At 67.8% G+C, this 20,593-nt stretch carries 18 protein-coding genes and 1 pseudogene; 9 read left to right on the top strand and 10 right to left on the bottom strand.

What is annotated here, in order from left to right; all coding sequences use genetic code 11:
- Nucleotides 1-45: 45 nt before the first annotated feature.
- Complete coding sequence (gene smpB / locus FHR38_RS28105; protein ID WP_184537851.1) at nt 46-531, top strand: SsrA-binding protein SmpB; 486 nt, start codon at nt 46-48, stop codon at nt 529-531.
- Here the strand turns inward: smpB and FHR38_RS28100 are convergent.
- A complete protein-coding gene (locus FHR38_RS28100) occupies nt 528-1,934 on the bottom strand; it encodes a coiled-coil domain-containing protein (protein ID WP_184537849.1) in 1,407 nt (468 codons plus the stop codon). The two genes, smpB and FHR38_RS28100, sit on opposite strands and share 4 nt — an antisense overlap.
- A gap of 209 nt (nt 1,935-2,143) precedes the next feature.
- Here FHR38_RS28100 and FHR38_RS28095 point away from each other — a divergent pair, with 209 nt between their 5' ends.
- Together FHR38_RS28095 and FHR38_RS28090 are read left to right on the top strand one after the other, a co-directional pair.
- Nucleotides 2,144-3,313 (top strand): hypothetical protein, encoded by a 1,170-nt coding sequence (locus FHR38_RS28095; RefSeq protein WP_184537847.1) that lies wholly within the window; start codon nt 2,144-2,146, stop codon nt 3,311-3,313.
- Nucleotides 3,314-3,433: 120 nt separating this feature from the next.
- The gene (locus FHR38_RS28090; protein ID WP_184537845.1) at nt 3,434-4,741 is read left to right on the top strand and encodes a family 43 glycosylhydrolase; all 1,308 of its coding nucleotides are present in this window, start codon (nt 3,434-3,436) and stop codon (nt 4,739-4,741) included.
- Nucleotides 4,742-4,802: 61 nt separating this feature from the next.
- On the opposite strand, the gene FHR38_RS28085 is transcribed toward FHR38_RS28090, so the two are convergent.
- Nucleotides 4,803-5,975 carry a M23 family metallopeptidase gene (locus FHR38_RS28085; RefSeq protein WP_246446772.1) on the bottom strand — a complete coding sequence of 391 codons (1,173 nt, stop codon included), beginning with the start codon at nt 5,973-5,975 and terminating at the stop codon, nt 4,803-4,805.
- Between the two features lie 285 nt (nt 5,976-6,260).
- On the opposite strand from FHR38_RS28085, the gene FHR38_RS33360 reads away from it, so the two are divergent.
- A complete protein-coding gene (locus tag FHR38_RS33360; RefSeq protein ID WP_184537843.1) occupies nt 6,261-7,124 on the top strand; it encodes an RICIN domain-containing protein in 864 nt (287 codons plus the stop codon).
- A gap of 28 nt (nt 7,125-7,152) precedes the next feature.
- On the opposite strand, the gene FHR38_RS28075 is transcribed toward FHR38_RS33360, so the two are convergent.
- The 3 genes from FHR38_RS28075 to FHR38_RS28065 all read right to left on the bottom strand — a co-directional run bounded on the left by FHR38_RS28075 (nt 7,153) and on the right by FHR38_RS28065 (nt 11,524).
- Nucleotides 7,153-8,778, bottom strand: a complete 1,626-nt coding sequence (locus FHR38_RS28075) for an alkaline phosphatase D family protein (protein WP_184537841.1) — start codon at nt 8,776-8,778, stop codon at nt 7,153-7,155.
- Between the two features lie 194 nt (nt 8,779-8,972).
- On the bottom strand, nt 8,973-10,433 hold the full coding sequence (locus tag FHR38_RS28070) for an MFS transporter (protein ID WP_312882453.1): 1,461 nt from the start codon (nt 10,431-10,433) through the stop codon (nt 8,973-8,975).
- Between the two features lie 104 nt (nt 10,434-10,537).
- A complete protein-coding gene (locus FHR38_RS28065) occupies nt 10,538-11,524 on the bottom strand; it encodes a helix-turn-helix transcriptional regulator (protein WP_184537839.1) in 987 nt (328 codons plus the stop codon).
- 68 nt (nt 11,525-11,592) lie between these two features.
- Here FHR38_RS28065 and FHR38_RS28060 point away from each other — a divergent pair, with 68 nt between their 5' ends.
- Together FHR38_RS28060 and FHR38_RS28055 are read left to right on the top strand one after the other, a co-directional pair.
- Nucleotides 11,593-12,180, top strand: a complete 588-nt coding sequence (locus tag FHR38_RS28060; RefSeq protein WP_184537837.1) for a DinB family protein — start codon at nt 11,593-11,595, stop codon at nt 12,178-12,180.
- Nucleotides 12,177-12,638: a VOC family protein gene (locus FHR38_RS28055; protein ID WP_184537835.1), complete on the top strand. Its 462-nt coding sequence runs from the start codon at nt 12,177-12,179 to the stop codon at nt 12,636-12,638. The genes FHR38_RS28060 and FHR38_RS28055 overlap by 4 nt, the downstream gene beginning before the upstream one ends.
- Before the next feature lie 46 nt (nt 12,639-12,684).
- Here the strand turns inward: FHR38_RS28055 and FHR38_RS28050 are convergent, their stop codons facing one another.
- The 3 genes from FHR38_RS28050 to FHR38_RS28040 form a co-directional block, all read right to left on the bottom strand.
- Nucleotides 12,685-13,170, bottom strand: a complete 486-nt coding sequence (locus FHR38_RS28050; protein ID WP_184537832.1) for a MarR family winged helix-turn-helix transcriptional regulator — start codon at nt 13,168-13,170, stop codon at nt 12,685-12,687.
- Nucleotides 13,171-13,338: 168 nt separating this feature from the next.
- Complete coding sequence (locus tag FHR38_RS28045; RefSeq protein WP_184537830.1) at nt 13,339-14,949, bottom strand: MDR family MFS transporter; 1,611 nt, start codon at nt 14,947-14,949, stop codon at nt 13,339-13,341.
- Between the two features lie 125 nt (nt 14,950-15,074).
- Nucleotides 15,075-15,650, bottom strand: a complete 576-nt coding sequence (locus tag FHR38_RS28040; RefSeq protein WP_184537827.1) for a MarR family winged helix-turn-helix transcriptional regulator — start codon at nt 15,648-15,650, stop codon at nt 15,075-15,077.
- A gap of 106 nt (nt 15,651-15,756) precedes the next feature.
- Here FHR38_RS28040 and FHR38_RS28035 point away from each other — a divergent pair, with 106 nt between their 5' ends.
- Both FHR38_RS28035 and FHR38_RS28030 read left to right on the top strand, forming a co-directional pair.
- A complete protein-coding gene (locus FHR38_RS28035) occupies nt 15,757-16,347 on the top strand; it encodes a TetR/AcrR family transcriptional regulator (RefSeq protein ID WP_184537825.1) in 591 nt (196 codons plus the stop codon).
- A gap of 14 nt (nt 16,348-16,361) precedes the next feature.
- Entirely contained in the window at nt 16,362-17,240 is an 879-nt protein-coding gene (locus FHR38_RS28030; protein WP_221449219.1) for a GNAT family N-acetyltransferase, read from the top strand.
- A gap of 45 nt (nt 17,241-17,285) precedes the next feature.
- On the opposite strand, the pseudogene FHR38_RS28025 reads toward FHR38_RS28030, so the two are convergent.
- Both FHR38_RS28025 and FHR38_RS28020 read right to left on the bottom strand, forming a co-directional pair.
- Nucleotides 17,286-18,162 (bottom strand): annotated as a pseudogene (locus FHR38_RS28025) (IS5 family transposase).
- 45 nt (nt 18,163-18,207) lie between these two features.
- A complete protein-coding gene (locus tag FHR38_RS28020; RefSeq protein ID WP_184536062.1) occupies nt 18,208-19,299 on the bottom strand; it encodes an IS630 family transposase in 1,092 nt (363 codons plus the stop codon).
- A gap of 137 nt (nt 19,300-19,436) precedes the next feature.
- Here FHR38_RS28020 and FHR38_RS28015 point away from each other — a divergent pair, with 137 nt between their 5' ends.
- The gene (locus tag FHR38_RS28015; RefSeq protein ID WP_312882451.1) at nt 19,437-20,573 is read left to right on the top strand and encodes an IS630 family transposase; all 1,137 of its coding nucleotides are present in this window, start codon (nt 19,437-19,439) and stop codon (nt 20,571-20,573) included.
- Nucleotides 20,574-20,593 lie beyond the last annotated feature (20 nt).

Genomic DNA, 20,593 nt, shown 5'->3' with positions numbered 1-20,593 from the left:
GTGCCCGGATCGTTCAGCGGCTTCGTGCCGACTATGTTTGGCAACGTGCCCAGCAACACCGGTCGACAGCTCATCGCCTCGAACAAGCGTGCGCATCACGACTATGCCATCCTGCGCACCTACGAGGCTGGCCTGGTGCTACGCGGCACCGAGGTCAAGTCGCTGCGCGCCGGCAGGGCTTCGCTGGTGGACGCGTTCGCCCAGGAGCGCGACGGCGAACTACTGCTGTACGGCCTACACATCGCCGAGTACGCCTACGGCACCTGGACCAACCATGCGCCCCGACGGATCCGGAAGCTGCTCCTGCACCGGGTCGAGATCGACCGGATCCTGACCAAGCTACGGGAGCCTGGGCTGACGCTGGTGCCACTGTCGCTGTACTTCGCCGACGGCTGGGCAAAGGTCGAGATCGGCCTCGCTCGCGGCAAGCGCAGCTTCGACAAGCGCCAGGCGCTCGCCGAACGGGACGCCAACCGGGAGATCGCCCGGGAGATGGGTCGCCGGCTCAAGGGGAGCCGACGACCTGCCTAACCGTTGGCGACAACCTGCTCCGCCGGCTGGCCGTTGAGCTGGCCGTTGAGCTGGCCACTGGGCTGCTCAGCGGGCTGTTCGGCCGGCTCCTCGACGGTGACGATCCGGGGCGCGGTGCTGGGCCGGGCGGCCACCATCGGGTACTCCGCGGTCGCGCTCCCCCCGCCGGCGGCGGCGGCCATCACTGCGGCAGCGGCCAGGTCGGCCACTCGCTTCGCCTCCCGCTGCACCCGCGCCCGGACCTCCTTGGCGTGCCGCTCGGCGGTGTCCGCGGCACGACGCGTCTCGTCCAGCCGGTTGGCCTGGCTGGCGAGTTCCTGACGAACCTCGTCAAGGCGGTTGAGCAACTCGGTCAGTTCCCGCTCGGCCGCGTTCCCCTCCTGGCGTAGCTGGTCGAGCTGCTGGCTGGTGGTCTCCAGTTCGGTCCGCACCTGGGTCAACAGGTCGCGCCGTTCCGTGATCTCCTGCTGTACGACGGTGAGTTGTTCCTGGTGGACGGCGGCTTGCTCGTCCGCGTGTTGGCGCACGTCGGTCGCGTACTGCTGGGCCTGGTTGACGAGGGCGTTGACCTCTTGTTCCACGGCTGCCCGCTGGCTGGCCAGGTCCCGCTCCACCGCCGTCCGCTGCTCGGTCAACTCCTGTTCCACGGCACTGCGGCGCTCGTTGAGTTCACGCTCGACGGTGGCCTGCCATTGGGTCAGTTCCTGGTGGCTCTTGCTGCGCGCGGCATCGATCTCCTGCTGGATCTGGGTACGCGCCGCCTTCGTCAGTGCCTCGGCTGCGGACCGGGCCTGCTCGACCTGCTGCACGCTCTGCTCGTTGACCCGCTTCGCCTCCTGCTGGGCGCGCTCGTGCGCGGCCTCACCCTCGGCACGTAGCTTCTCCGCCGACGCACGAATCTCGGCTAGTTCGGCCATCGCCTCGGTACGGACCTTCTCGTTGACCCTGTCCTGCTCCGCCCGCCGGTTCGACAGCTCCTCCTCAAGGTCCCGCCGAGTCTGGTTGGCCCGTTCCTGCGCCTCGATGAGTACCCGTTCGGCCTCAGTCTCAAGGTCGCCCGCGCGCTGGGTCGCGGTGGCGACGATCAGCCCCGCCTGCTGCTCGGAGAGGGCCAGGATCTGGTCGACCGTCGGACCGAGGTCACGAAACGAGGCCCGGTCCACCCGGGCCGGCCGTTGGCTGAGTTCGGTCAGTTCGGTCTTGAGCTGGCCCAGTTGAGCGGTCAGCTCGCGGATGTGGCCGGCTGCGCGCTCCCGATCGTTCGCGAGCATCGCGATCTGGCTGTCCAACTGTTCGAGATGCCGGTCGACCTGCCGCTTGTCATAGCCACGCAACGCAAGCTCGAAGCTCGGCCGCGAGGACCTGCCTTCGCGTACCGCGAACGGCTCTTCGCCGTTGGACATACGTCATCCTCCGTACGATCGCGAACGCGGACCGGTGCTGCAACCGGTCCGCGGGCCATGATGTGGCGCAACGCTACCGCTACCCGGTGGGCCCCAGCGCCGCGCCCCAGCACATCGGGCGATGTCCGCCCGGCTGCCACGGAGCTTCCCGGCCCGGACCGCCGCACCGCATCTCCTGGGGGGCGTCAGTCCCGGGATATTGTGATCAAGTGGATCGGACGACGTTCGCCGCACGGTTGGTCAGCTCGGCGGAGGCGGCGCGGCGCTTCGCGGGCACACTGGTGACAGAGGCGTTGCCAGCGGCGTTGGCCTTCCGGGTACGGCTCAATCAGTCGAACGACGCGCACGTCTCGCCGCAGCCGGGCGAGGTCAGGTTTCCCCACGACAGCAACCCGGACCGTGACCGAACGCTGCTGTGGTGTGACGAGTCGGCGGTGGTCGACGAGTTGTGGCGCGATGGACGAGTGCCGGAATGGGTGAACCTGTCGGTCATCGACCGCACGTCGACCGTAACTCTCGTCGAGGTGGTGTGCTGCGGACGGTTCACCGACGACGAGTCCCGGCTGTACCACGTCCAGGAAGGGGCACCACCGTTTCACGTACTGGGTCCGACGCTCCCGGCCGGACATGACGGCAGCCGGTTCAGCATCCATCATCGCAGCGAGTGTTGGGGCCGGTCCGACGTGGATCGGCTCGCCGACGTGGCCGACAAGGTCTGGTCACTTGAGCTGCACACCGATGAGTTCGACGCACAGGGACTGTCCGCACTGCCTGCTCTTCCCGGGCTGGAACTCCTCGAGCACACGGCCTGTGCCCTGGGCGAGAACGCCTTCTCGGCCTTCCACCGATTTTCCCGGCTGCGGGTATTACGGCTGCACCTGACGACGGCTTCGGCCTTCTCCGTGGGCACCGACGATGCCTGCGGCTCGTTGACGTCACTGACGATCAACAACCTCCCACCGCACCCGTGGGGATTCGCGTATCTGGCACACACCGCCCCGGCCGTAACCGACCTGACGCTGCGCGCGGCGGACGTACTGTGGCTGGACGGCGAGTTCCCCGAGGGTGTCCGTACGGTGTGGCTGAGCGGCTCGCGTGTCGCGGGCGCTACTCGTCTGCCGGCCCGGCTGGACGGGTTGACCCTCAGCATGCCGGGAGCCGACGACGGTGACGTCCTGGCGCTGCTGGCAGGCGTCGTCGATCTTCAATCCCTGACCCTGAGCGGGACACCGATCACCGATGAACTCGCCCTGGCCCTTGCCCGACGGTTCGACCTGCGCCACCTCAACCTCACTGACACAGCGGTCACCGAACCCGCCCTCAGGGATCTCTCCGGACAGAATCCGGGCCTTCGACTGTTCCCCCGCCCGAAGCAGTAGCGGCGACGGTCCGACGAGGCCACACAAATCAATCGACATGCTTCTTTGAGAGAACCTCTCGTCACCCCTAGCATGGCAGCGTCTTCGCGACCACAAACCGCTACGGAGAGAGGAGCTCCGATGAAACGTGCGTTGGCCGTTGTCTCGGCCCTCGCCACCGTCCTGGGCGCGCTCTGGCTGCCCGCCCCGGCGCTGGCTGCGACCGTACGACCGGCGTTGCTGATCAACCGCGACTTCCCCGACCCGGACGTGTCCCGCTTCGGCGGCACCTACTACGCCTACTCCACCAACAGCGGACCGAACGTACCGGTGGCCACCGCTCCCGAGGCAAGCGGCCCGTGGACCGTACGCGGCGACGCGTTACCGCAGCTCGGCGCCTGGGCCAGCGGCGGACTGACCTGGGCACCTGACGTGTCCCAGCGTGCCGACGGTCGGTACCTGCTCTACTACACCGCGCGCAGCCAGGCTGCTGGCCGGCAATGCATCGGTGCGGCGCTGGCCACCGCTCCACTCGGTCCGTTTCAACCGGTCGGCACCGCTCCGCTGGTCTGCAACGCTGGTGAGGGTGGCGACATCGACCCGGCGAGTTTCGTCGACGCCGATGGCCGCCACTACCTGCTCTACAAGGACGACGGCAATGCGATCGGGCAGCCCACCTCGATCTGGCTACAACCTGTCGCCGCCGACGGGCTGACCTTCCAGGGCGGCCGGATCGAGTTGCTGCGCAACGACCGTTCTGAGGAGGCCGGTGTAATCGAGGCCCCGGTGCTGGTCCGCCGCGCCTCGCAGTACGTGCTGTTCTACTCCGGTGGCTCGTACGGCAATTCCGGATACCACACCAGCTACGCCGTTTCGCCGACGCTGACCGGGCGCTACGTCAAGGCCTACCGGCCATTGATCACCACCGGCACGGTGGACGGTGCGGTGAACGGGCCGGGTGGCGCGGACATCGACGCCGTTGGTGGCAACGTCTTCCTGCATGGCTGGCTGGCCACGGGCAGCCGGGGTATGTACCGGGCCGACCTCGGGTGGGCCAATGACTACCCGGTGGTGCGCGGTAGTCGGGTCCGCACCGAGGCCGAGCGGGGCACGCTGCACAACGCGCGGGTACGCACCAACGCCGTCAACGCCTCGCAGGCAGCGGTGGCCGCCTACATCGACTACGCCGACAGCTGGGTCGACCTGTCGGTGTACGTACCCCGGGCCGGTTCGTACACGGTCCATGTCGCCTACGCCGCCGGTTACGGCGACGCCCAGCACACCATGACTGTCAACGGCGGTACGCAGCTGGTGGTGAACTATCCCAACACCGGCTGGGACAGCTACCGGCAGGTGCCGGTTGACGTGACGATGAACGCCGGCTGGAACACCATCCGACTACAGCACCGCTCCCGCTGGGCCGAACTCGACTACATCGAGGTTGCCTGACCGGATCACGCGGTAGGGGGCAGGTGGCCGAGATCGCGCCGCCTGCCCCACGCACAGCTGGTCAGCAGTAGCCGTTGACGGTGCCGTTGACCCCGGTCCAGAGGTAGGCGTCGGAGACCCAGCTGCCGTCGCTGAGCCGGTTCCACAGGGCGGTGGTGCCGTACCGACCGGTGTGCGACGTGCCGTTTCCAGAGCAAGAGATGGTGACGGTGGCGCCGTCGCCAACTGATCCAACGGCACCGTAGCCGGTGCCCGGCCCGGAGCGCCTGGTCAGCGTGCCGCCGCCGTTGGCGTCGACGACTGCCTGCGTGAAGCCGAGGGGACCATGGTTGTAGATGGCCCCGCCGACGCCGATGTAGGTCGAGCCGTGCCGGGCACCGCCCTGGTAGGCGGCGGCCCCACTGTTGATCACCCATTTACCGAGGTCGTGGCCGGCGATCGGCACGTAGGCGCTGTTCTGCCGCAGACCGAAGTGGACGTGCCGACCGGTGGCGGATCCACCGCAGGTGACGTCGGTGCCGGTGTAACCGAGGTAGGCACCCTGGGCCACGGCCGTTCCGTTGGCCGAGATGTTGCTCCACAGGTGGTAGTAGTCGGTCGAGTAGCCGCGGTCGTGGATGACCCGGACCCAGCCCTGGCACATGGTGTACGCCGTACCGGCGCGGGCGGCGCGGACCACCTGGTCGCCGCCGGCCAGGTCGATGGAGCTCAGCGGCGCACCGCCACCCCAACCGTGCGGGCCGCCGGTCAGCGTCCAGGTCTGCCCGACGGCGAACGGCAGGGCCATACCGGTACGGTAGTCGCCGTTGGCGTATTTGACTCCTGGGCCGGCGGTGAAGACGTTCCGCTCCTCCTCGGTCACCAGCGGCGACTCGGCGGCCAACTCACTGAAAGCCGGCTCACCGTCAAAGGCGGTCCGCCAGGTGCCGCCCTCGTCGTGAGCGAGGAAGATCGCACCGACCGGATGGGCGTCCGCCTCGTGGCCGGTGACCACCACGGCGGTACCGAAGGCCCAGCGGCCCTTCGTACGGGTGACGGCCACCCGTACGTCCGCGGAGTGGTTCGCGTGGGCCGCCGTGACTGCCTGCTTTCCCAACAGTTCCGCCGTGACCGCCTCGGTAACGCTCATCCCTTCGATGGCGGGTGCCGCCTGGCCGGCTGCTGGCCAGGCGAGCACGCTGCCGCCCAGCATTGCGGCAACGGCGCCGGCCAGCCAACGTCGCAGTCGGATCATGACACACCTCCGAACATCGATAAATATCGCTCTGATCGCTGTCACAGTAGAGCAGCCAGCGAAAGAAGTCGACAGTCAGCGGAGGAACGTTGGCGATTTCCTTCGCCCAGGGCCCGGTTCACTCACACACCAGCGGTGGTGATCGCGACCGCCCGCCACGGCCCCGCACCCCGTCACGTCCGAGGCCAGATAGATCGAAGGATCACGGACAGGCAGAATGACGGAATCGACCGCAGCCGGCCGCGGCCGGTCGACTGTTCGCGACCACACTTCAGGAGTGGCCCCGTGCCTGACGATGACTCGTCGAGCCCCCTCGAACCGTACTCGACCCAGTTTCCCGCAGTGGATCCGTGGGCAGAGTCGGATCCGACGATCACCCACGGCGGGCCGGCAGTGGTCCCGAACGCACCGGCCGGATCCCCGCCGAATGTGGCAACCGAGAACGAGGCCGAGCCAGGACCACCGGAACCGCCCCGACCGGCCCGCAGGTCACGACTGCCGATAGTGCTCACGCTGGCAGGGGTGCTGGCGGTCGGAATGCTGGTGGTAGCTGTTCCGCTGCTGAGGTCCGCCGACGACGACAACAACGGCCAGTCGCCGACCGAGATGATGGCCGGTGACCAGGCGGCGGCACCGATGGGCGCGCTGACGGCACCCACATCGACAGCCACCCCGCCCCCGTCGGCCAGGGCCAGTGCGAGCACCACCCCCACAACGACGCACACCGCGTCCAACCCGGCCAACTCAAAGTCACCGAAGGCCGCCCCGCCACCCGCCAGGACCGGCTCGCTGGTCAACGAGGCCTCCGGAAAATGCCTGACCGGCGGTGGGAGCGGTGTGCCGCTGACGCTACAGACCTGTAACGCCTCGGCGTACCAACGGTGGGAGCTGCGGCGGGACGGCACCATCCGCGCCGGCGGACTCTGCATGGACCTGCCCTACTCGGCCACCGACGACCTCACCCAGGTGCAGATGTTCGAATGCAACGGCAAGCCGTGGCAGCAGTTCCACCTCAACGACACCGACGACCTGGTCAGTCGCTACGCCAAGAAGTGCCTGGACGCCTTCAAACAACGAACCGCCAACGGAACACCGATCGTGCTCTGGCCCTGCCTGGGCCAGCCGAACCAGTCCTGGCACCTCAAGTAACGGGCTCGGCTGACCGTCCGGGGCAGACTCAGGCCATCGCGCTGGTCTCCTGACGCAGTTTCGACGAGCCGGCACCGGCCGACCAGCCCGCGACCCAGCGACTACCGCTGGTCGGGCTGGTCCGGTCCGCCAGGTGGTACCAGTCCATCCGGCAGTGCTGCGGGGTCACCTCGACCACGCCGTAGCCGTGACCGTCCAACTCGGTCCACCGCACGTGCCCGTTGGTGGTCCGGATCAGGCTGGCGGCCAGCGTGCTCAGCCCATTGCCCGCCGGCAGGCGGAGGAAGTCGTTGATGTTGTCGCTGGTCACCGACGGTACGACGAACTCCGCAGCGGCCGGGTTGGTCGTACCGGTCGACCGGGTGGTCAACTCGTTCGCCCAGGAGGTGTGGATGTCACCGGTCAGGAAGACGACGTTCCGGGTCCCGGCGGTCCGCAGGTGGTCGATCAACTCGTTGCGGTCGGCGTTGTAGCCGTCCCACTGGTCGGCGTTGATGACTCCACCGTTCTCCGGGATGCCGAGCAGCTTGCCCAACGGCCCGAGCAGCCAGGCCGGCAGCGACCCCACGTCCAGCCGGGCGATCATCACCGGATTGCCGACCAGTTTCCAGCGCGCGGTGGATCCGGTCAGGCCGTTCTTGAGCCAGGTCATCTGCGCCTCGCCGGTGATGCTCCGGTCCGGGTCGTCCACCCCGGTGCCGGAGGACTGTTGCGACCGGTACGTCCGCAGATCCAGCATGGACAGTTCGAGTAGCTGACCGAAGCGCAGTCGACGATAGATCGCTCCCTCCGTACCGACGCGTACCGGCATCCACTCGAAGTACGCCTGCCGTGCGGCGGCCAGCCGATCGACGTACGCGCCTTCTTCTCCCTCGGTGTGGTTACCCGCGCCGCCGGACCACTGGTCGTTGGCGACCTCGTGGTCGTCCCAGGTGATCACCCAGGGCACCGACGCGTGCAGCGCACGCAGGTCCGGGTCAGTCTTGTAGAGGGCGTGCCGGATCCGGTAGTCGGCCAGGGTGAGCACCTCGTGCGTGGGCTGCACCGGGCGTACCACCCGCCCGGCGGCGGCGAACTCGCCGGTGCCGTACTCGTAGAGGTAGTCGCCGAGGTGGACCACCAGGTTGAGGTCTCCCCGCTCGGCCAGATGTCGATAGGCGGAGAAGTGGCCGGCCTCCCAGTTGGCGCAGGAGACCACCCCCATCCGCAGCCGGTCGATGGCGGCATCGGCTGCCGGGGCCGTCATCGTCCGCCCGGGCGGCGACCAGGCACCGTCGTAGCCGAAGCGGTACCAGTAGGTGGTCGCCGCAGCGAGGCCGGTCACCTCCACCTTCACGGTATGGTCCCGTGCCGTTCCCGTGGTCAGCACGCCGCCGGTGACCACCGTTGCGAAGTCCGGATCCCGGGCCACCTGCCAGCGAACCTGGACGTCCGGGCCGATGCCGGATCCGGGCAGCGCGTCGGCGGAGGGGGTGACCCGGGTCCAGAGCAGGATGCCGTCGGGCAGCGGATCGCCGGAGGCCACCCCGTGTCGGAAGGCGGTGTCGGCCGCTTGGGCGGTTCCGGCCGCGATTGTCGCACCGGAGAGGACAGTCGCGCCGGCCGTCGCGCCGGCGATCTGGAGCAGGGTCCGGCGATCAAGGACGTTCGTCATGGTCTATATATGTAGTGGTCGAGGACGAACCGCCGCTACCCCCGCTGGCACTGTTTGCGAAAAGTTCTCACTCCACGCCAGCGCGGTCGCTCCGAGGTTTCTTCGGGTGGTGCCGGGCGTGTGCGCCGCCGCGACCAGGGCCACTGCGCAGCGGACCCGACCGGCGGCGCGCAGCACCACCAGAGGTGAGCCGGTCAGCCGACGAGTTGCGTGGCGGCCGGGGTGTCGTCATCGGCCCCGGCCCGAACCGGCGGCTTCGGCTGGCGTAGCACCACAAGGGTGAGGAGAAAGGCGACGACGAGCAGCCCGGCCCCCACGGCGAAGGCCAGGTGGTACCCACCGGTCAACGCCACGGCCTGACTCGCACCCTCGGCGAGCAGGCTGTTGGTACGGAATGCGGCCAGGGTGGACAACACCGCGACGCCCAGTGCCATGCCAACCTGCTGGGTGGTGTTGAACAGCCCGGAGACCAGCCCGGCGTCGTCGCGTCCGGCCCCGGACATGCCGAGTGTCGTCAGCGCCGGCAGGGCGAGCCCGAAACCGGCGGCGAGCAGCATCACCGGCAGCAGGTCGGTGAGGTAGTTCGCCCGTACCGGCACCCGGGCGAGCAGACCAAGGACCCCGATCAGCAGGATGAGGCCGGTCAGCAGGACCCGACGCTCACCGAAGCGGGCATTGAGCCGGGCTGATATCCCCAGGGAGACCGCGCCGATGACGATCGCCGCCGGAAGCATCGCCAGCCCGGTCTCGGTGGCACCGTATTCGAGGACCTTCTGGAGGTAGAGGGCGACCAGGATCTGGAACGAGAACAGTGCGGCGACCATCAGGATCTGGACCAGGTTGGCGCCGAAGACGCTCCGGGACCGGAAGATCCGTAGCGGCATGAGCGGGTTCTTCGCGGTGGCCTGGCGGAGGACGAACGCGCCGAGCAGAAGCACGGCGAGGGCGCCCAGGCCGAGCGTGTGCGCCGAACTCCAGCCATGCTCCTCGATCTTGCTGACCGTGTAGATGCCCAGCACCAGACCGGCCGTCACCAGGAGTGCACTGACGATGTCGGCCCCGGCGGCGAGACCGAGGCCCCGGTCGGCGGGCAACACGGGTACGGCGATCGCGAGCACCACGAGGCCGATCGGCAGGTTGATGAGAAAGATCCAGTGCCAGGTGAACGCATCGGTGAGGACCCCACCGAGCACTTGGCCGATCGAAGCACCGGCAGCACCGGTGAAGCTGAAGACAGCGATCGCCCGGCCCCGTTCCCTGGTTTCAGTGAAGAGCGTGACCAGGATGCCGAGGCCGACCGCGGAGGCCATCGCACTGCCGACGCCCTGTAGGAACCGGGCGGCGATCAGCATGCCGGACGTGGTGGCCGCGCCGGCCAGCAACGAGGCCACGGTGAAGATCGCGGTGCCGGCCAGGAACATGCGTTTCCGGCCGAGCAGGTCACCGAGCCGCCCGGCCAGCAGCAACAGACTGCCGAAGGCGATCAGGTAGGCGTTGACGATCCAACTGAGACCGGCGGCGGAGAGGTCGAGGTCGTCCTCGATGGCCGGCATCGCCACGGTGACGATGCTGCCGTCCAGGATGACCATCAGCATGCCCGTAGCGAGTACACCGAGCGCTAGTTGGCGGGACCGGGATGTATGTGGGGTGGACACGTTTGCTCTCCTGTCGTACCGGGACACAGGAGAGACCGTAGCGGATAGTTCTGTTGCAGACAATCTCTTTCTGCCCTACCTCCTTGAGGTCGACAGTGACGTGGTCAGGCCCCCGCCAGGTCTGGCAACGGTGAGATCACCGAGCCGGCCGACTGCAGTCGCTGCGCCAGCTCGCCACAGCGCCTTCGAAGCTCCGGCGGGTCGAGCACCTCGAAGTCGTGCCCCAGCAGAAGCACGTGCATGAGCACGGAGTCGAGGCTGGCGGCACCACTGACCACCTCACAGCACTCGGCCCCACGCCGCCGTACGACGGCTGCCGACGCCGGAATCTGTACGCGTACCGTGTCGGCCGACGCGTGCACCAGGAAACGCGCCTGGTACGGGTAGACCCGAGCCGAGACCCCCTCCTGCACGTACGTCGCCGCGTCCGGTGCCGTACGCCGGTGGAACCGCCAGGTCCGCGCGGCCACCTCCGTCATCCGGTCGAGGCGGAAGCTGCGCCAGTCGTCGCGATCGAGATCGTAGGCGAGGAGGTACCAACGCCGATCGGAGGCGACCAGGCGGTAGGGCTCGACCCGCCGCCGTCGTACCCCGCTCCCGGACGGGTAGTCGAAGCCGGCCTCGACCTCGTCCCGGCAGGCCCTGGCCAGCGTCATGAGCACCTCGGGGTCGACCGGCGGACGGCCACCGCCGAAGGAGTCCACCGCGCCGGCGAGCATCCGCACCTCGTGCCGCAACCGGGTGGGCAGCACCCGGTCGAGCTTGGTCAACGCTCGCAGCGCGGCCTCGCCAGCGCTGGCGCCACCCGCGCCGGCGAGTAACGCGACCGCGGTGGCGATCGCCTCCTCGTCATCGAGTAGCAGCGGCGGCAGGTCCTGTCCCGGACCGAGCTGGTAGCCGCCGCCAACCCCCTGGCTGGCCTGCACCGGATAGCCGAGCGTGCGCAACCGGTCCACATCACGCCGTACGGTGCGGGGCGTGACACCGAGCCGGTCGGCAAGCTCGGGGCCGGTCCAGACCCGGCGCTGCTGTAACAACCCGAGCAGAGTGAGCACCCGCTCCGTCGTACCCCGGGTATCTGCGCCCGTCATGTCCACACCGTTCACCCTGTCAGAGATAGCGGACCGATCCTGTCCGCCAGGGGTGTCAGGGTGTCTTCATGCACGCAGACGCACTCGACTGGAACCGAACACTGCGCGAGCAGTTGGAGTTCCACTGGAACCATCAGCTCCGCGCCCGCCTCGACGGCCTCACCGACGACGAGTACTTCTGGTCACCCGTGCCGGCCGCCTGGAGCGTACGGCCACGCGGTGACTCGACGGCTTCCGCACAGGTCGGTGCCGGGAAGTTCACGATCGACTACGGCTACCCCCAGCCGGTCCCCGCGGCCTTCACCACGATCGCCTGGCGACTCGGTCACGTCATCGTCGGCGTGCTCGCCGCACGCAACGCGGCACACTTCGGCGCATCGGCGGCGTCGTACGAGACCTGGGAGTACGCGGGCGACGCGGCCACCGCGCTCGACCAGCTCGACACCCAGCTCAGAATCTGGCTGGCCGGGGTACGCGGCCTCGGCGAGGCCGGGCTCCGGGTCCCGGTCGGCGAGAAGGAGCCCTTCCCCGAGCTATCCATGGCCGATCTGGTGCTGCACATCCACCGCGAGCTGATCCACCACCTGTCCGAGGTCTGCCTGCTGCGTGATCTCTACCTGCACACGGAATCCGCTACGAACGGAGCATCCCGATGAGCCGCCACTTCCAGGTCACCTGCGACGCCCACGACCCCTGGGCACTGTCGTCCTTCTGGCGGGAGGTGCTGGGCTACGTCCATCCCGGGCCGCCCGGAGTCGACCTGCCCGAGGGCGCCGACCCGCTGGCCGCATGGAACGACTTCCTGGCCCGGCTCGGCGTACCGGAGGAGCAACGCAACACGAGATCGGCCATCGAGGACCCGGATGGGCACGGCCCCCGGGTGTTCTTCCAGCAGGTGCCCGAGGGCAAGACAGCCAAGAACCGTGTCCACCTCGACGTTCGTGCCGCTCCCGAGCTGCACGGCGAGGAGCGGATGGCGGCATTGGAAGTCGAGTGCGACCGACTGGTCGCCCTGGGCGCGACGCGGGTACGCCGTCATGAGCCTGCTCCCCCGATGAGCGGCGGCTTCATCGTGATGACCGATCCCGAGGGCAACGAGTTCTGCCTGGACTGACCGCGGCACGTCGGCCCGGGCGTCGGCCCGGGCGTCGGCCCGGGCGTCAGCCCTGCTGGCGGGCCCGCCGGACCGCCTGTGGGCTCTCCACCGGAGCAGACAGATGACCGTTGACCAGGCGGTTCATCGCCCGCAGAAAAACCGTCCGCTCGTCGTCGGGCAACGCCTCCAGCGCCTCCCGGTGCACCCGGTCCACGATCTCCTGGCTGAGCGCCGCGATCCGCGCGCCCTCCTCGGTGACCGCGATGATCCGGGCCCGCCGATCGGTGGCCGAGGGGCGGCGTTCGGCGAGGCCAGCCTGCTCCAACGCGTCGACGGTCACCACCATCGTGGTCTTGTCCATGTCACCGATCTCGGCGAGCTGGATCTGGGTGCGCTCCTCCTCCAGGGCATGCACCAGTACGCAGTGCATGCGCGCGGTGAGCCCGATCTCGGCGAGCGCCGCAGCCATCCGGCTGCGCAGGGCATGGCTGGTGCGGTCCAGCAGGAACGACAGGTCCGGTTCGGTACGGTCGGGGGCCATCGCGGTCATGCCCCCAGGATACCGACATCGTTCGGTTATGGATTATCTCTAGCTCGACTTGTCGAGCTCGGACGCGCGCGGGTGGTCTCCCCGTGCACGGGCGTGTACTTCAGCGAGGACCGAAAAGAACCGGGGGGAGGACACGTCGTGTCCTCCCCCCGGTTCGGCGTGCAGGATTCAGCCGCGTGGCCCTCGTGGGCCACTTGCGCCGGCGGTCTCGAACTCGCTTCCGGCGTCGTCGCCGACGGCGGTCGCACCCTCGCCGGTCTGCGGGGCAGCGACGGTGTCGGCCTTGTCGACCGTGTTCCGCAGGATGATCGGCTTGAACAGCAACGCTGCCACGATGCCGAGTACGGCGATGCCGGCCGAGATCAGGAAGATGTGCCCGGTGGCGTCGCCATAGGCAGCTCGGACGATGTGCCGCATCGGCTCGGCCAGCTCGGCGAGGTTGAGGTTGCTGGCACCGCTGTCGCCTCCGCTGTTGGCGGGCACTCCGGCGGCGACCAACTCCCGGGTGATGTTGTCGCTCACCCGGCGAGCCAGCACCGCACCGAGAACGGACACCCCGATGGTCCCGCCGAGGGACCGGAAGAAGGCGACCGAGGAACTGGCTGCCCCGAGGTCGCGCAACTGGACGTCGTTCTGCACGGCGAGGACGAGGTTCTGCATCGACATACCGACGCCGACCCCGACCAGCAGCATGCCGGCGCTCACGTAGACCAGCGAGGTCGCGTGGTCGATGGTGGACAGCACCGCGAAGCCGACCACCAGAATGATCGTGCCGGCCACGATGTACGGCTTGATCTTTCCGGTACGGCTGATGAGCTGCCCGGAGATGGTGGACGAGAACAGCACACCAACCATCATCGGAATGGTCAGCAGTCCGGCCTCGGTCGGGCTGTAGCCCCGGCCGATCTGGAAGTACTGGCCGAGGAAGACCGCGCCACCGAACATGGCCATACCCACGGCGAGGCTGCCCAGGATGGCGAGCGCGGTGGTCCGGCGACGGATGATCTGCAACGGCACGACCGGCTCGGCAGCCCGGGACTCCACCCAGACGGCGATGGCGAGGATGACCAGCCCCGCACCGACCATGGCGGCGGTCTGCCACGACAGCCAGGCGAACGAGGAGCCGACGAACGAGACCCAGATCAGCAGGATGCTGACGCCAGCCGCGATCAGGGCGGCACCAAGGAAGTCGATCTTCACGTTGGCACGGCGGACGGTGGCCAGGTGCAGCGTCTTCTGCAGCACCACGAGGGCGATGATCGAGACCGGTACGCCGATGAAGAAGCACCAGCGCCAGCCGAGCCAGGAGTCCACGATGAGGCCACCCAGCAGCGGGCCGCCGACCGTGGCCACCGCCATCACCCCACCGAGCAGGCCGTTGTACCGGCCACGTTCCCGGGGCGAGATCATCGCCGCGATGGCGACCTGGACGAGGGCTTGCAGACCGCCGACGCCGATACCCTGGAAGGCCCGCGCGGCGATCAACTGCCCGGCGTCCTGTGACATGCCGGCAAGCAGTGACCCGATGACGAAGATGACGATGGAGATCTGCACCAGCAGCTTCTTGCTGAACAGATCGGAGAGCTTGCCCCAGATCGGGGTGGTCACGGTGGCTGCGAGCAGGGTCGCGGTCACCACCCAGGTGTACTGGCTCTGACTACCGTTGAGCGCCCCGATGATCCTGGGCAGCGCAGTGGAGACGATAGTTCCACTGATCATCGAGACGAACAGGACCAGCAGCAGTCCGGCGAAGGCCTCCTTGACCTGACGGGGGCTCATCTCCGTTTCGTCAGGCTTCATGGTTGCCGCTAAACTCATCGATAAAACTCCATGTTCTTCGTGTCGCGCAGTATCTGGCGATGCCGACCGTCGGGTTCGGGATTGATCAGTTCGGGGTTGGCCGGTCAGTTCAGGGCCGCCAGCTCAGGGCCGGTCAGTTCAGGGCCGGTCAGCTCAGGAGCGTCCGCGTCCGACTCCGGGCCGCACGACCGCCGCGCTGGGCAACGATCGAGATAGCCGTCGAGCTCGTTGGTGAAGCGCCGCAGCATGGCGATGAAGGCGGTCACATCGTCCGGACTCCACCTGCTGAGCGTGTCGCGGAACATCTCGTCGTACCACCGGTCGGCGGTGGCGAGGATCGCCCGGCCAGCATCGGTCACGGTAAGGAAATGGGCCCGCTTGTCCGTCGGATCCTCCTCGCGCCGCACGAGGCCATGCCGCACCAGCGCACCGACCGCCCGACTGATCGTCGAAGGGTTCACGGCGAATCGGTCGGCGAGGTCCTTACTGTGACATCCACCGGCCCCCGCTCGCGCCACCGAGACCTTCTCGACGGTACTCAGCACGCCCACCAGGCCGGGCGAGAGCGCCGCCAGCTCCCCCTGCGCCACCTGGTGCCGCAACGGCCGCAACACCTTGAACAGGTCACGCAGCTGCTCACGCAGCTCCTCACCAGCATCTTTTGCCCCAGCCGAGGCCATCTCGCCCCCCCTCGGACTTGGTTGCCACAAGCAACTATCCACGAATCTTGCCCAGCCGGCAAATTTTCTCAGCATGCAAGTTTTGAGACGTGGGTAACCTGTGCGAATGAGCACAGGGCTCGGACTGCGTGAACGGAAGAAGTCCGCGACCCGCCAGGCAATCCACCAGGCGGCGCTACGCCTGGCGCTGGCCGTCGGTCCGGACCAGGTCACCGTCGAGGCGATAGCCGACGCCGCTGCGGTCTCCCGACGTACGTTCTCCAACTACTTCGCCAGCAAGGAAGAAGCCCTACTCTACGGCGACCACCTGCGAATCCAGCGATTCCTGTCCCTCGTCCAGGACCGGCCGCAGTCGGAGACGCCCTGGACCGCCCTCACCGAGGCGGCCCAGCAGCTGTACCGGCAGATCAACGAGCACGACCCGCAGTGGATCCGCCAACACCAACTCATCCGCCAGCAGCCCGCGCTGCTGGCGCAACAGATCACCACCTACGCCGCGTTCGAACAGGATCTCGCCGCCGAAATCACCACCCGGCTGGCGACAACCGGGAATCCGCTGTACCCCCGCATCGTCGCGGCGTCGTTCCTGGCCGCCCTCCGGGTCGCCGTTCGCAGCTGGATCGACCAACCAGCCGGCCGGACGCTGACCGAGGTGATCCAGCAGGTCCTGGTGACCGCCGCCGGACAGTTCGACTAGGCCGTGTATCGAAAGTGCTGGCCGTCGGCGTGGCACCGCCTAAAATGACATGCAGTCTTCGCTCGGTCGCGCTGGGATCAATCGCTATGGATGATTACTTTCTCAACGAAGCCGACTTGACGGACAGGATGGAACGGAACCTGGCGGAACACGCCTGCCATATGCACCGAAGTATGTCTGGTGCGACCGTCGCGGAGACTGGCGACCTCCTGGTCGCGGACAGCGGTCTGGACGACGACACGTTCAACATCGTCGCTGCGGCCCGCTTCACCGTCGCCGACGCCGCGGCCCGCATCTCCGAGACCGTCGGAACGCTGGCGGGCACCGGCCGCAGTTTCTCCTGGTGGGTGGGACCTGCCTCGACACCGACAGACCTCACTCCCCGCCTGACGGCAGTCGGCCTGCCGGTGTCCGAACGTGAGACGGCGATGTGGGCCGAGCTGGACGACACCCTGCCGATTCCCTCTGTCCCGGGTCTGGACATCCGAACGGTGACCATGCCCGAGCAGCTCACCGACTACGCCAAGGTCCTCGCCGCGAACTGGAACCCACCCGCTGAAACCGTCCGCGACTTCTTTGCCCGGGCCGCTTCCCAGGCGCTGGCCAAGACCTGCCCGGCCCGGTACCTGGTGGGCTACGTGGAGAACCGTCCGGTGTGCTCCGCCGAGGTGTTCCACCACGCGGGAGTCGCCGGCATCTACAACATCTCCACCTTGGCCACCCACCGCCGGCGCGGCTACGGCGGAGCCATCACGCTCGCGGCCCTTGGCACGGCCCGCGAGCGAGATCACCGCATCGCGGTCCTGCAGGCGTCGGCCGACGGCGAGCCTGTGTACCGCCGTCTGGGGTTCCGCGCCTGCGGCCAGTTCGTCGAACATGCCATCAACGCCTGAACCGCCCAGACGTCCACGGACGTTCGTCATCTCTGATTGAGCTGGTCACAGCCATTCATTGATGGCCGCTACGAGGACAGTGGCCTCGTAGCGGCCCGCGAGTTTGTCGTATCTCGTGGCCACGGCCCGGTTCCTTTTGAGGCGGTTGATGCCGCACTCGACGGCATGCCGAGCCTTGTAGCCTTCGGCGTTGAACACAGGCGGCCGGCCACCGCGGGAGCCACGCTTCTTGCGGTTGCGCGCCTGGTCGGCCTTGTCCGGAATGGTGCAGCGGATGCCGCGGCGGCGCAGGTAGACGCGGTTCTTGCGGGAGGCGTACGCCTTGTCCGCGCTGACCCGGTTGGGGCGGACGCGAGGCCGGCCCGGCCCGAGGCGGGGCACACGTACTCTCTCCAGCACAGGCTCGAACTGCGGCGAATCGCCGCGCTGCCCTGCCGTGATCAGGATCGACATGGGCTTCTGGCCCTGCTCGACCGCCAGGTGCAACTTGGTGGTGAATCCGCCGCGCGACCTTCCCAGCCCGTGATCTTTGGGCTCGGTGAACACACCGCCAGGCGGTTCCTTCTGCAGGTCACCCCGCTTGTGTGCCCCGGCCGCATGCTGGTGAGCGCGGCAGACTGTGGAGTCGACGCTCAAGTCCCAGACGATCGCGCCTCTCGCGTCGGCCAGGGACTGAAGCCGAGTGAGGATCCGCTGCCAGGTGTCGTTGCGCTGCCACCGGCGGAACAGGTCGTAGACCCGGCTCCATGGTCCGTACTCGACGGGCACGTCCCGCTATGGCACACCGGTCCGCACACGGAACCATATGCCGTCGATCAACTGCCGGCGCGGCCAGACGGGGGGGCCGTCCCACCCTCGCGCCCTTCGGCAACAACGGTTCCAGCACTGCCCACTGCTCGTCCGTGAGATCTCCCCGCCCCATGAACCGTGATCATTCACAGCTCAAGATCCGTTTTCGAAACAGGCCCTAGTGTCCTGCGCCAGAAATTCGCCTACAAAATCGTGCGAGTGATTCGAGGATCTCTTCGGCGGTCTTGGTCCAGATGAAGGGACGTGGATTGCTGTTCCAGTCGGTGATCCACGCCCGGATGTCCGCCTCAAGGGACCGGACGCTCTTGTGCGCGCCACGACGGATCTTTTGTTCGGTGAGGTAGCCGAACCAGCGTTCGACCTGGTTGAGCCAGGACGAGCCGGTCGGGGTGAAGTGCATGTGGAAGCGGGGGTGTCTGGCGAGCCAGGCCCGGATGGCCGGGGTCTTGTGGGTGCCGTAGTTGTCGCAGATCAGGTGGATGTCGAGGTCGGCGGGCACGGTCTTGTCGATCGCGGTCAGGAACTTCTGGAACTCGGTGGCGCGGTGCTGGCGGTGGAGTTGGCCGATCACGGTGCCGTCGGCGACGTTGAACGCGGCGAACAGGCTGGTGATGCCGTTACGGACGTAGTCGTGGGTGCGGCGTTCCGGCATGCCGGGCATCATCGGCAGTACCGGCTGGGAGCGGTCCAAGGCCTGGATCTGGGATTTCTCGTCGACGCACAGCACCACGGCCCGTTCCGGCGGGTTGTGGTACAGGCCGACCACGTCAACGACCTTCTCCATGAACTGCGGATCGGTGGACAGTTTGAACGTGTCCGCCCGGTGTGGCTTGAGGCCGAAGTCCCGCCAGATTCGCCCGATGGTGGACTTCGACAGCCCGGATCGCTCGGCCATTGACGTGCGGGACCAGTGCGTGGCGTTGCGTGGTACCTGCTCCAGAGTCGCGACCACCACCTGTTCCACCTGGTCCAGGCTGATCGACGGCGGACGGCCCGGCCGTTGCTCGTCGATAAGGCCGTCGAGCCGCAGCTTCAGGAACCGCCGCCGCCACTTACCCACAGTGGACAGATGGACACCCAGCTCCGTCGCCACGTCGACGTTCGAGGCGCCCTCGGCACACGCCAGGATGATCCGTGACCGCATCGCCAGAACCTGCGACGACTTCGCCCGCCGTGACCAGCGCGTCAACGTCGCCCGCTCTTCGTCCGTCAGCGTCAACGGTGGGGTCGGACGCCCGGTTCTTGGCATCCTCGTAGCCTACACCCACTTATAAGGCGAATTTCTGGCGCAGGACACTAGTGCCGTGACCACGAACGTTCGCGGTGTTGGGTGACACGCCGTCCGGCCTGTCGGCTGGGCGGCGTCGTGGCGGTCAGGCTGTGGCGGTGGCAGATCCTGTACGTGTGCGGCGGCTCAGTGACCAGGAGGGTCAGCAGCTGCTCAGAATTACTCGCCGGGGAACCGGTTCAGCGATCCGACTACGGCGGGCGATGGTCGTGCTCGCCTCGGCCGGCGGGAACACGGTGCCGGCGATCGCCCGCCTCGTCCAAGCCGACGAGGACACGATCCGGCAGGTCATCCACCGGTTCAACGAGATGGGGATGGCCAGCCTGGACCCTCAGTGGGCGGGTGGCCGTCCCCGCCAGATCAGTCCTGACGATCAAGCGTTCATCGTCGAGACGGCCAACACCCGCCCCGAGAAACTGGGGAAACCGTTCACCCGCTGGAGTGTGCGTAAGCTCGCCGACTACCTGGGCTCACATACTGCCCGCCCGATCCGTATCGGGCGGGAGCGGCTGCGGCTGCGGCTGCGGCTGCGGCAGATCCTGCACCAGCAGAAGATCACCTTCCAGCGGACAAAAACGTGGAAGGAATCCACCGACCCTGACCGGGACACCAAACTCGCCCGGATCGAGTACGTGAGCAGCCACTTCCCACAACGGGTGTTCGCGTTCGACGAGTTCGGGCCCCTCACGATCCGCCCGCAGGCCGGCGCCGGGTGGGCACCGGCCCGACACCCACACCGGCTGCCCGCGAACTATCACAAACTGCACGGCGTCCGGCAGTTCCACGGCTGCTACAGCATCGGTGACGACCAACTCTGGGGCGTCGTCCGATGCCGCAAGAGTGCCGTGAACACCCTCGCCGCACTCAAGTCGATCCGCGCCGCCCGTCCGGACGGGGCACCGATCTACGTGATCCTGGACAACCTGTCCGCACACAAAGGCCTCAAAATTCGCAGGTGGGCAGCCCGGAACAAGGTCGAGTTGTGCTTCACTCCGACCTACGCCTCCTGGGCCAACCCGATCGAGGCCCAGTTCGGGCCGCTACGCACCTTCGTCATCGCCGGCTCGAACCACCCCAACCACACCGTCCTCACACGCCGGCTGCAGACCTACCTGCGCTGGCGCAACGCCAACGCCCGCCATCCCGACGTCCTGGCAGCCCAACGCCGCGAACGCGCCCGCATTCGCAGCGAACGACAACGAAAATGGGGCCAACCCGCCACCCGCGCAGCCTGACCCCGACACTCTGAACGTTC

The sequence above is a fragment of the Micromonospora polyrhachis genome, from assembly GCF_014203835.1.
GTDB lineage: Bacteria > Actinomycetota > Actinomycetes > Mycobacteriales > Micromonosporaceae > Micromonospora_H > Micromonospora_H polyrhachis.
Note: the sequence above shows the minus strand (reverse complement) of the source record. Positions and strands in the feature narration are given on the sequence as shown.